General features: G+C 38.2%; 12 protein-coding genes. 10 read left to right on the top strand and 2 right to left on the bottom strand.

The genetic code is table 11. The features are described from left to right. Window positions 1–2,492: DEAD/DEAH box helicase (locus ACOVO2_RS20055; protein ID WP_421771688.1), on the bottom strand; the 2,492-nt coding region annotated here is incomplete at its 3' end. 329 nt (window positions 2,493–2,821) lie between these two features. Further along, the gene (locus ACOVO2_RS20050) at window positions 2,822–3,316 is read right to left on the bottom strand and encodes a dihydrofolate reductase (RefSeq protein ID WP_421771687.1); all 495 of its coding nucleotides are present in this window, start codon (window positions 3,314–3,316) and stop codon (window positions 2,822–2,824) included. Between the two features lie 232 nt (window positions 3,317–3,548). Here ACOVO2_RS20050 and ACOVO2_RS20045 point away from each other — a divergent pair, with 232 nt between their 5' ends. The 10 genes from ACOVO2_RS20045 to ACOVO2_RS20000 all read left to right on the top strand — a co-directional run bounded on the left by ACOVO2_RS20045 (window position 3,549) and on the right by ACOVO2_RS20000 (window position 10,591). Continuing rightward, window positions 3,549–3,737, top strand: a complete 189-nt coding sequence (locus tag ACOVO2_RS20045) for a hypothetical protein (RefSeq protein WP_421771686.1) — start codon at window positions 3,549–3,551, stop codon at window positions 3,735–3,737. An 18-nt stretch (window positions 3,738–3,755) separates the two neighbouring features. After that, window positions 3,756–4,826: a hypothetical protein gene (locus ACOVO2_RS20040; protein ID WP_421771685.1), complete on the top strand. Its 1,071-nt coding sequence runs from the start codon at window positions 3,756–3,758 to the stop codon at window positions 4,824–4,826. 4 nt (window positions 4,827–4,830) lie between these two features. Beyond that, window positions 4,831–5,442 (top strand): pentapeptide repeat-containing protein, encoded by a 612-nt coding sequence (locus tag ACOVO2_RS20035; protein WP_421771684.1) that lies wholly within the window; start codon window positions 4,831–4,833, stop codon window positions 5,440–5,442. A gap of 93 nt (window positions 5,443–5,535) precedes the next feature. Continuing rightward, on the top strand, window positions 5,536–6,933 hold the full coding sequence (locus tag ACOVO2_RS20030; protein WP_421771683.1) for a hypothetical protein: 1,398 nt from the start codon (window positions 5,536–5,538) through the stop codon (window positions 6,931–6,933). 460 nt (window positions 6,934–7,393) lie between these two features. Then, window positions 7,394–7,855, top strand: coding sequence for an isoamylase early set domain-containing protein (locus ACOVO2_RS20025; protein ID WP_421771682.1), 462 nt, complete (start codon window positions 7,394–7,396; stop codon window positions 7,853–7,855). 168 nt (window positions 7,856–8,023) lie between these two features. Continuing rightward, the gene (locus ACOVO2_RS20020) at window positions 8,024–8,497 is read left to right on the top strand and encodes a hypothetical protein (RefSeq protein WP_421771681.1); all 474 of its coding nucleotides are present in this window, start codon (window positions 8,024–8,026) and stop codon (window positions 8,495–8,497) included. After that, window positions 8,490–9,113, top strand: a complete 624-nt coding sequence (locus ACOVO2_RS20015; protein ID WP_421771680.1) for a hypothetical protein — start codon at window positions 8,490–8,492, stop codon at window positions 9,111–9,113. The genes ACOVO2_RS20020 and ACOVO2_RS20015 overlap by 8 nt, the downstream gene beginning before the upstream one ends. A 69-nt stretch (window positions 9,114–9,182) precedes the next feature. After that, complete coding sequence (locus ACOVO2_RS20010; RefSeq protein WP_421771679.1) at window positions 9,183–9,386, top strand: DUF2281 domain-containing protein; 204 nt, start codon at window positions 9,183–9,185, stop codon at window positions 9,384–9,386. A 2-nt stretch (window positions 9,387–9,388) separates the two neighbouring features. Further along, complete coding sequence (locus ACOVO2_RS20005) at window positions 9,389–9,772, top strand: type II toxin-antitoxin system VapC family toxin (RefSeq protein ID WP_421771678.1); 384 nt, start codon at window positions 9,389–9,391, stop codon at window positions 9,770–9,772. A gap of 144 nt (window positions 9,773–9,916) precedes the next feature. After that, entirely contained in the window at window positions 9,917–10,591 is a 675-nt protein-coding gene (locus ACOVO2_RS20000; protein WP_421771677.1) for a TVP38/TMEM64 family protein, read from the top strand. Window position 10,592: the final 1 nt, after the last annotated feature.

Raw genomic sequence — 10,592 nt, 5'->3', positions numbered from 1 at the left:
TCTTCATTCTTACCCGAATCTCCACCATAATCTTCATCAATCATTTGTGGATGGTTGGCTAACTGACGTAATTTGGTTAAACCTTGTAGCACCGCCATCTGCGATTTCCCGAAACCTTTTTCTTCGATTTGTTCCAAAATGATATTTCTATAATACGATTTGGCTTCTTCGTAACACTTCTCTTGCTCCTCGGTCATATCGCAGTAATGAATACTTTCAACTTTTGGCGGAAGTTCGGTGGCTACCTGCGACTTGTGTCGTCGAAGCATGAAAGGTTTTATCAAGCTATACAAACGCTTGTTTTGCTTTTCGTCTTGGTGTTTTTCAATCGGAATCTGGTATTCGTTTTTAAAATAACTTTGCGTACCCAAAAGTCCAGGATTGATAAACGTCATTTGTGTCCATAAATCCATCGTGCTGTTTTCGAGTGGCGTGCCCGTCAGAATCAAGCGATTGGCCGAGTTTAGCTGCATAACGGCCTTTGAAATATGCGAACTTGGATTTTTGATTGATTGAGATTCATCTAGAATTACATAATTGAATCGGTAATCTTTGATAAAATCAATGTCGATTCTGAGGATTCCGTAGGAAGTCAGAATCAGGTCATAATTATCAAATTGTTCGGTATTCTTCTCTCGATTCGTACCTGTATAAATAAACGCTCGAAGATTGGGCGTAAATTTTTCGATTTCCTTTAACCAATTATAAATCAACGAAGTAGGCATGACCAATAATGTTGGATGCCCCCCCGCCCCTAAAGGGGAGCTATCATTACTAATACTAAGATTTTGTTCTTTTTGCGATTGCAAGAAAGCTAATGTTTGAATAGTTTTACCCAAACCCATATCATCGGCCAAGCAACCACCTAATTTGTATTCTGCCAAAAATCTCATCCAATCGTAGCCCGCTTTTTGGTAAGGTCTAAGATTAGCATTTAAGCCTTTAGGTAGTTCGTATTGACCAATTTTATCAAAATTTCGTAGCCTCTCGAGTTTTCTGCTAATAACCGAAAACGCCAAACCTTCATCAGTCAAATCTTGTACTAAAACCAGATGATGTTTTTTCAGAATCGTAATATCACTCTCGTCGAGGTTATCAACATAGCTAAATAATTCTGAATATCTCGTAAACCATTCTTCGGGAATAACGGCAATTTGCCCATTTGGCAGCGTAAACTCTCGTTTATTGGCCAAAATTAAGTTCCGAAGTTTCAAGAACGGAATTTCAAATTCACCGAAACGCACTTTTGCTTTTATATCAAACCAATCATTTTTTTCTTCGATATGTACCTCAATCGACGAATAGCCCAAGAAATATTGCTTCTGATTTTGGCTATTATCAACTTGTCTTACCTCAAAATTATTTTCTTCCAAAACCATTGCATTGCTCTGCAACCACGAAAAAGCAGGGCGTTTTGGCACTAAACTACGGCCCTGACGCACATCTAAACCCAAATTTTTTAGCAAGTTTACCTGTGCTTTTTCATACTTCAAATCTCGTTTTACTTTATGAAAAACCCAGCTATCGCCCGCCCGCTCGACGCTTACGTAAGCCTCAGCCGAGAAATTATCGAAACGAAAAGTGTAATCACCGTACTGAAACGATAAATCAAAAACTATTTTGTTTTCTTCATCGTTTTCTTCTTCTTCCTCATTATTATCAAATAAGGCCACGGCAACTTTTTTTGTGGCAAGTACTTCCGAAATTGATAAAAGTGGTTTGGGTTCGTGTTTTTCGAATCTGATTTCAAAACCTTGAGCAAAAACATCGAACTGAGCCACCAGCGGAGCAATGAATTTCTGGTAGTAAGTTTCCTCAATATTTCGAGGAATAATGATATGATTTTTATTCAGAAAAGGCTTTAATTTCTTGCCATCCACTTGCTTCTCGAAATGATATAATTTATCGTCAATGAGCAACCAAGCAGGTTCTTCACACAAAATTCTGGCGTTTTTAAACTGAAAATGTACTCGTTCGCCTCCACATTTGATACTCGGAAAATAATGCGTATTTTCTTCGTTTCGGATAAAATTAAAGTAGGCTTTCGCTCCTTCTTGAATATTATTGATGGCTTTCCAAGTAGGGTCGCCGTCGTTGCTCATGATATAAAGTGGCTTTTTCAGCAATTTCTCCAATATTTCGGCTCGGTGTTTTTCCATGTAGCCATGAATCGTTTCTTGCAGAAGTTTATCGCCTTTTTCGGGGTCGAATATTTTCAGAAAAAAATCAAGTGGAGCGAGCTTTTTTGGACTAAATTTCTTGACGATAGCATCTTGCTGAATGGCTTCGGTAAGTTTGACGAGCGTAAAATCATCGGCATCAATTCGTTCGGAAAATTCGGCGATATTTTTTGATGAAACACTCTGATTTTGGAGTGTCAGTTCGCCTTTACTGTTGAGTTGCACCACAAAGGCTTCAAACAAAAATCCCAGATATTCGTGTTCGAATAACGAATAGACCATCTGAAAAGGTTGTAGTGTAGATACTTTCATATTAACAAAATAGGAAGCCCTCCCACTTGGGAATTTGGGTGAAACCAATCTTATCTGTGTCATTTCTCAAACTTAGAATTAAACCAAACCACAAAAATGAGCAGGATTAGCCTGTAAATCAAATTTAGAGCCCCCAAAAGAAGTGTTTGAAATAAAAATAATGTTTAGGTCGAAACCTAAACAACGAATATAGGTAAACGCTAGCAGCAGAACAAAGAAGATGATGGTTTTTTATTTAATGGATTGTGGTCAATTTACCACTAAGGCACGAAGAGCACGGAGTATCACTAAGTGTAACTTCTGTGTACTTAGTGTCTTAGTGGTAAAACTCACAACCTCACCAATTCAACAAAATCGAAATCATATTCATTCTTTTCGTCTTTTTGGTGCGAAATTCTTGCAATTTCTTTCCATTCATTTGCGTTTAAAGCAGAAAAAAACGCATCGCCTTCGATGCTGGCTTTTACTTCGGTAAGATAGACTTTATCAGTAATTTTCAAGGCTTGCTCATACACATTTCCGCCTCCGATAATAAATATTTCTTCGTTTCCTGCGTAGTTTTTAGCGGTTTCGATGGCTGCTTCGAGCGAGTTTACTTTCAAAACTCCTTCGGGTAAAACCAAATCTTTTTGGCGAGAAATAACAATATTGGTGCGATTGGGCAATGGTCGGCCGATTGACTCAAAAGTCTTACGCCCCATAATGACCGAATGTCCCGTTGTTAGTATTCTGAACTGCTTTAGGTCAGCCGAGAGTTTCCAAAGTAATTGATTGTCTTTTCCGATTACGCCGTTTTCGGCGGTAGCTACTATTATTGAAATCATTTTAAAACCCCACCCCGACCCTCCCCGATAGGGAGGGAGTTTTTTTACCCCCTCTCCCTATCGGGGAGAGGTTGGGAGTGGGGTGCAATTTACAAAATTTACGCCCTTCAACCATCGAAAAATCCCTTCTTCACTTTTATTTTTTCAAAATCAAAATATTTTCCCCAATTTCGAGTTAATATGGCATTGTGGTTGCTTATATGTAGGCATACATTTACCAACCTCAATCACCATGAAAATACGCAATCACCGAGAATACACAATTGCTTACGAAAAAGCTGCTATAATGATAGACGCTGGTTTTGGCGGAAATTTTGAACGTGAAAAATATTTTCGTGAAATAATAACTGCTATTATTGAGTACGAAAAAACCACGACTCACCCGATTTTCCCCAATCCGCCCGTGAGCATGAGTGCTTAAAAACGAGCCCATAAGCCCATGTCTTTTTTTGACCGAGTAAAAAACCTTTTTAGTTCAAAACCGACTGTCTCTTCGCCAGACGAAGAAGTAATTGTTTTGAATACCCCACAAGTACCAATTTCCCAAGAAGTAATAACAGTTCCCACATCTGAAGTACAGCCGTTTTCACCCGAAATGGACATCATACCGTTTTGGCTCGAAAATGAAGATGCCCTGCGTGATGAAGGTGTGATTTTTGGACTTTCGGAAGCAAAAGCAGAAGAAAAAATTGGAGCAATTCGCAATTACTTTGCTCACCAAACCGCCGAAACTGAAAAAATAGTGGAGTATCATTCCGAAAAAATCGGTGAGATTAATTTGTTGATTGAGCAAAAAGAAACCCGCATCAACGAACTGACCGAAAAAGCACGGATACTCGAAAATCGTGAACGTACTGACCATCAGCTGCCACGCACGGTCATTGGTATCGTACTTTCATTGGCGATGTGCGTTGGCAACTACTATCTGATTGATGAATCTATTCTGACCAATTTCCCAGCAAATCACTATGTGATTGCACTCGGAATTTTCTTGGCTGGAATGTTCAATTTATTCAATCCGAAATCGCTTTTCCACGAAAAAGATTCTTCCATTTCGTGGCGACAACTATTGGAAGAAGTCGGAATGCCGCTGGCAGCTTCGGTTTTTGTGTTTGTGCAATCGCTTGACAATCAGAGCCTTCTTCGCTCATTTGCCTTGTTTTTCTTTGTATTTTTCTTGTTTTTGTTTGCTGGAAAATTGCTTTTGAGTAACCTGACCGTACTGAAAACCGATTCGGGAATTTGGTTTGATAATCTTCGTTTACAAAAAGATAAAATCAACAAAGCCCAAGAATGGGAAGATGAAATAACCAAACTCAAACTCGAAATTGATGAGCAAAGAGTAGAAAAATGGAAAATCGTTGATGCCCTGAAGCTTCCAGAAGCCGAACTCAAACGCCTCAACGAACGCCGTGAGATGCTCGTAAAACTCTTTGAAAGTGAGTTTAATTTGGCTCGCAGCTACCGTGAAAAACTAACAGGTAAACAAATACAAGATATTTTGAAATAAAATTTTGTGGGGCGAACATCCTGTTCGCCGATGGAGAGCAATGATAAAACCAATCATAGAAGAAGAAGAATTTAATGGAATAAATTTCACCCAAGAGAGCCTCCGCAAAGGCGAGTACGAGGGCTGTACATTTACGAATTGTGATTTCTCGAATTTACACCTCTCGAACTTCGATTTTGTGGAGTGTGAATTTGAAGACTGCAACTTGAGCAACGTAAAAATCAGTAATACGGCCTTCAAACAAGTTAAATTCTCGAATTGTAAGTTGCTGGGCGTAAATTTTGGTGAATGTAATCCGTTTTTATTTTCGGTTAGTTTCGATGACTGTTTCTTGCATTTAGCTGGCTTTTACAAGCTAAAAATGAAAGGCACAAAATTTAAAAACTGTAATTTGAAAGAAGCAGATTTTACCGAAACCGACCTGTCGGGTGCTGTTTTTGATAATTGCGAATTTACTTCGGCAGTTTTTGAGCGAACAATCTTAGAAAAAGCCGATTTACGAACCTCACAAAATTTTTCAATCGACCCCGAATTGAATCGAATAAAAAAAGCAAAGTTCTCGCTCAGTAATGTTCGAGGACTTTTAGATAAATATAATATTGAAATAGAAAATTAGTTGAAAGTCCACGGTCGAGAGTCGGTAGTCCACAGTAGTTGTATGCTGAACTCTTTAGGTGTAAAACCAACATGATTTTAAAAGCAAAAAAACATGGAAAACCCAGAAGATTATTATAATTCAGACTTCCAGCATGGTTATTTAATCGGTGTTGAGAATATCCGAAAAGATAAAGACCAAGAAGATGACCCTTATGAAGGCTACATCTCAAGTCACGTAACCTACGAATGGCTACAAGAACGCATCGCCGAAAAAAAGGAAGAAGTGGCCAAAATAGATGCTGAAATTGCCGAAACGAAAGAAAAACAGAAAACTTCGTTTGATAAACTACAAGAATACATCATGGGTGTGAATACGCACGGGCGAAAAGTTAGTTTCGTGCAAGATCAAATCGATGATAACTTGGCAAATATCAAACGAATCGAAGGCAAACGTAACCGAAACGAGTCGCCGTATTCGTTATTTGCCGGAATCTTGTATTTGTTGGCAGGTATTGCTTTCGTTACTGGAGATTTGATTATTTCACACGAAATTGTGGCCTACGCCCTCAATATCCGAGATAATTATGAGGCTTGGGCCTTTGCAATCGGCTTGGCGATGCTTTCGGTATTACTCAAACCAGCTTATGATAGATTAGTCGAGCAGCCATATATCAACGAATACTCGCCAAAAACGAAGCGTACTTATGCTATTTTTCAAGGTTTTTTAGTAGCTTTTTCGGTGGCTACAATGCTTATTTTGGGTTGGTTTCGCTACGAAGCCTACAAAACCGATAAGCTAAAAGAGAGCATCAATAAGCAAATCAAGGCGATGCAGCTCAATAGCCAACCAATGGACCCAACGGCTGTAAATCCTGCCGAAAATCAGGCTCTTATTCAGAAAATGGATGAGCAACTCAAAGCCTATGATAAACTAAACCTCGAACTCGTAAATAGTCCGTGGGCATTGATGTCGTTTATTTTGAGTGGGGTTTTATTTGCCATTGCAGGTGCAATCTGTTTAGGTATTGCATTCCCGATTATGCAAGCTTATTGGTACAGTTGGCTGCAAGCTGGGCCGGCCATTCGCCGAATGAAGAAACGCAATCTGAAATTGATTGAAGAATTGAAAGCAGCCGAAGGCGAATTGGCTCAACAAATTACACAAAAAAGTATCTTAGAGAATGATTTAGCTTTATTGCCCAACTTGGCAGAGCTAAAAGCCGAAAGAAAAGAAATTTTGGCTCATATAGAAGATATGCTCAACCGCTCGAAAGTAGCCGACCAAGACCGCCGCATCAATACATTTGATGATGGTTTAGAAAAAGGTAAAGCTAACCGTGACGAAATGACCGACGAAGAATACGAGGAATTTAGAAGCACGTCGGTGCGTCAGATGCGAAACGCCCAAGATACCAAAACCGATGCAGGGCCAAAGGTTTATCGAAACAATGGCTTGCGTCCGCACCAAGCTTTACGCAAGGTAATCACTGAGCAGTTTAATCAGAATTAGTGTTGGGCTTATACTGGAAAATCATAGTGTCGTTGGTTTGGCTGAAAACAAAGTACGATTTCCTAAGTGATGTGAATGATGGTTTGAAACTACCCCATTAGGGGTTAAATATCGGTAGCACATTGCAAAACGTTGATGATAAGCGTGCCGTAGATACGCAACAATAAAAGTAATGTACCTACGGCACATATTTTTTGATAGGCATCCTTTTCTCTACCGATATTTAGTGCCGAATGGCACAAAAAACTAATTTACCCCAAAACCGTCCATTACGAAATAATAACCCATTGATAATAAGCAATTTAAGCCTCGAAATATCGACTTAAATTGCTTATTTTTTTAACCATTCTTTAATAAAATTGTACTTTTTAAAGAATTTTTGCACTTTTCAATGATTTTTTTAGGAAAAGATATTTTTTTATGCAAAACTTTGTATTGTAAACAAACGAAAATACATATTATGTCAAGCAAAAAAATTGATTTTCTTCTTCCTGCCGATGTAGCTGCTGGTGCAACTTCGGGTATTTTATTGGGTGATTTTAACAATTGGGACTCTAACAAAGGGGTTGCTTTAAAACAACAAAAAGATGGTTCATTAAAGGCTTCAGTTAGCTTAGAATCAGGTTCTTACGAATACCGTTACTTATTGAATGACGGACGTTGGGTAAACGATACACAAGCTTCAAAATATAATTATAATTCAGAATTTTCGGTTGAAAACTGTGTAATCGAAGTAGCTGCTGAAGTTGCTCCTGCTGCTCCAAAAGCTGCCGCTAAAACCGTAAAAACTAAAGCAAAGCCTGAGCCAGTAACCGAAAAAACTAAAGCACCTGCAAAGGTAGCAAAAGCCAAAGTTGCTGCCGAACCAGAAGTTGAAACTAAAGCCAAAGCAACTAAGACTACTAAAGCTAAAAAAGCATAATCGAGCAGTTTAGCGTAGTTAGTTAAAAATTATTGTGAAGGTCTCTTGAATATTTTTCGAGAGACCTTTTATTTTTACTTCAAATTCAAGAAACAAAAGCATATCACAGTACGTTTTAATGGGAAACAGATACATATACATTTTTATACATAAACTTTTTGATTAAAAATGGCACAGGCAAAATTAGAAATCATTGACGCACTGCGTCGTACTGCAAAGAAACTAAGTTCGGGAAACGAATATATGTGGGGCCACATGGGAAGCTGCAACTGCGGAAACCTCGTGCAGGAAGTAACCAAACGTACCAAAGCCGAGATTCATGCCTACGCAATGCAAGGCAATGGCGATTGGAACGAACAACTCAACGAATACTGTGGTATTTCGGAAATGCCAATTGATATGCTCATCCACGAAATGCTTACCTCTGGATTTTCGTTGGAAGACCTCCAAAACCTCGAAAAGCTATCAGATAAGAAAATTTTAATGCGTCTACCAATCGAAAATCGTTATCTTCGCCACAATGTTCGGGCTGATGTTATCGTTTATCTTACGGAGTGGGCAAATATGCTCGAAGAACAACTCCTCGATACCATCAAACTGCCTGAGTTCTTACAGGAAGAGAAGACTTTAGAATATGCGTAAAATTATTTTAGCGAGTGCGTTGATCATAAGCACATTGAGCGTTTTTGCCCAAGAAGAAATACCGACTTCGGGTGATAAAGACAGCCAAACTCAAGTATTTTTTGAAAAGCCAAAACCCGAGTGGAAAGAAAAACTAAGATACGGCGGGACTTTTTGGCTGGGATTTTTTGGTGCTTTTTATATTGATGCTTCGCCGATGGTTGGCTACGAATTAAACGACAAGGGAACGGTTGCGGGCATCGGAGCAAACTTTATATTTCAAGGCACATTCAATCGTAATAGTGCAAACAACACAAATAATACGATTTTTGGGCCCAAAATATTCGTTCGTCAGCAAGTTTTCAAACGTTTCTTTGCTCATGCAGAGTACGAGTTCATTAATGCTTACGCCGATCAATTTTATTCGTTTAACCTCAACACAACCGACCCCAATAAAAGAATCTGGGGAGGTTCGCCGCTCATTGGAGCAGGTTTTTATCAGGGAGGCGATGGCCGACGTGGAAGTTTCATCTCATTGATGTATAACTTGGGTTATCCAAACCGAGGGTTTATCAGTCCACAAAGTTTACTTGGCAGCGAAACGCCAATTACACTCCGTTATGGATTCTTGTTTTAGGTTTTATAAAAACATTCTACTTGGAATTGTTTCTATTAGTTTGTAAAATTGTATGAAAATATGACCAAAATGGGAGCATTTACATTAACAAAAGAAATAGAAACACTTCCAAGTGAATTACAACAGGAAGTAATTGACTTCGTAGAATTCTTAAAAATTAAGCACCAACAAAAGCAACCATTAAAAGAACGAGAATTCGGATTTGCTAAAGGAAAAGTGAAGCTGCATGAAAATTTTGATGCTCCTTTAGACGAACTCAAAGATTATATGTGAGGATGAATATACTCTTAGATACCCACGCACTTTTATGGTTTTACGGTGGTGATGCTCAACTCTCCTTAACTTCACAAAATTTAATCAAGGATATATCTAATAATTGCCATGTGAGTATTGCAAGTATTTGGGAGATTACGATAAAATATAATATAAGAAAACTCGAATTAGAAAATTCTCTTGCCGATTTATTTGAGTTTATAAAACGAAATCAAATTAGTGTTATACCTATCGAGTTCGAACACCTACTCAAACTATCTTCTTTACCTCTCATACACCGAGACCCATTCGATAGAATAATCATTGCACAGGGAATTACTGAAAAGCTTACGGTTATTTCTAAAGACAGTTTCTTTACAGATTATGATTTACCGATTATCTGGTAAGTAGTCCACAGTCAATAGTCGACAAGTCCACAGAAAGTTAATGGGCTTATAAACAGCCTCTTAGCTATTTATAGAATTGTCGATTATATAAATCTTATTACTTAATAGTTAATTATACCTCATTTTTAAGTTTCTTTTTAACCTTTGAAGATCTCCAATAAATACTCTTTTCCGCTCATTTCTTCTATTTTTCTGACGGTTGTTCCATTAATTTTTAGTTCGGCACTTACTGTTGCGGTCGTTACTCACGAAAACACGGTTTCGGCTTTCACTTGGCAAGACTGGACACTCATCACATTTGTTTGCTGCCTTACCTGTACGTTTGCCTTTACGCCTCCTACCCTGCTGGCTCTTATTTTTGGGTATTTTATTGCGTGGAATGCAGTTCTACCCGTTTTCATGATGAATATGGTGGCTATTTTTCTCGTCAATAGTATAACCAAACGCATTGATGGAGATAAATTCAGAAATTATTTAGCTGATAATAAGAAAGTTAGCAGTATTTTAGAAAATATCCGAAAAGAAGAATTAAAGTTTATTTTCTTCACTAAACTTTCACCAGTACTACCTTTTGCACTCACAAATTTTGTATTTGCTTTGTCGGGGGCTAAACTGAAAAATATCCTTTTAGGTGGTTTTTTCGGAATGATACCTCGCACTTTATTGGCGGTTTGGACTGGCTCACAAGCCAAAGAAATCAGAAAACTACTCGAAAATCCGAATGAGGGAAATCTACAAAAGATATTGGTCATCTTACTTTTAATTGTTTCTGTTGGCGGAATTTTATATTATATTTTACCGAGGAAAGTAGAGAATTGAG

This window comes from Emticicia sp. (assembly GCF_049241225.1).
Taxonomy (GTDB): Bacteria; Bacteroidota; Bacteroidia; order Cytophagales; family Spirosomataceae; genus Emticicia.
The sequence above is the reverse complement of the archived record's forward strand: the minus strand, read 5'-3'. Positions and strand labels throughout refer to the sequence as shown.

What these genes read in the sequence shown, in the direction of transcription:
- ACOVO2_RS20005 (WP_421771678.1), top strand. Translation starts at nt 9,389, where the DNA reads ATGAATATACTCTTAGATACCCACGCACTTTTATGGTTTTACGGTGGT.
- ACOVO2_RS20015 (WP_421771680.1), top strand. Translation starts at nt 8,490, where the DNA reads ATGCGTAAAATTATTTTAGCGAGTGCGTTGATCATAAGCACATTGAGC.
- ACOVO2_RS20020 (WP_421771681.1), top strand. Translation starts at nt 8,024, where the DNA reads ATGGCACAGGCAAAATTAGAAATCATTGACGCACTGCGTCGTACTGCA.
- ACOVO2_RS20040 (WP_421771685.1), top strand. Translation starts at nt 3,756, where the DNA reads ATGTCTTTTTTTGACCGAGTAAAAAACCTTTTTAGTTCAAAACCGACT.
- ACOVO2_RS20010 (WP_421771679.1), top strand. Translation starts at nt 9,183, where the DNA reads ATGGGAGCATTTACATTAACAAAAGAAATAGAAACACTTCCAAGTGAA.
- ACOVO2_RS20025 (WP_421771682.1), top strand. Translation starts at nt 7,394, where the DNA reads ATGTCAAGCAAAAAAATTGATTTTCTTCTTCCTGCCGATGTAGCTGCT.
- ACOVO2_RS20050 (WP_421771687.1), bottom strand. Translation starts at nt 3,316, where the DNA reads ATGATTTCAATAATAGTAGCTACCGCCGAAAACGGCGTAATCGGAAAA.
- ACOVO2_RS20030 (WP_421771683.1), top strand. Translation starts at nt 5,536, where the DNA reads ATGGAAAACCCAGAAGATTATTATAATTCAGACTTCCAGCATGGTTAT.
- ACOVO2_RS20045 (WP_421771686.1), top strand. Translation starts at nt 3,549, where the DNA reads ATGAAAATACGCAATCACCGAGAATACACAATTGCTTACGAAAAAGCT.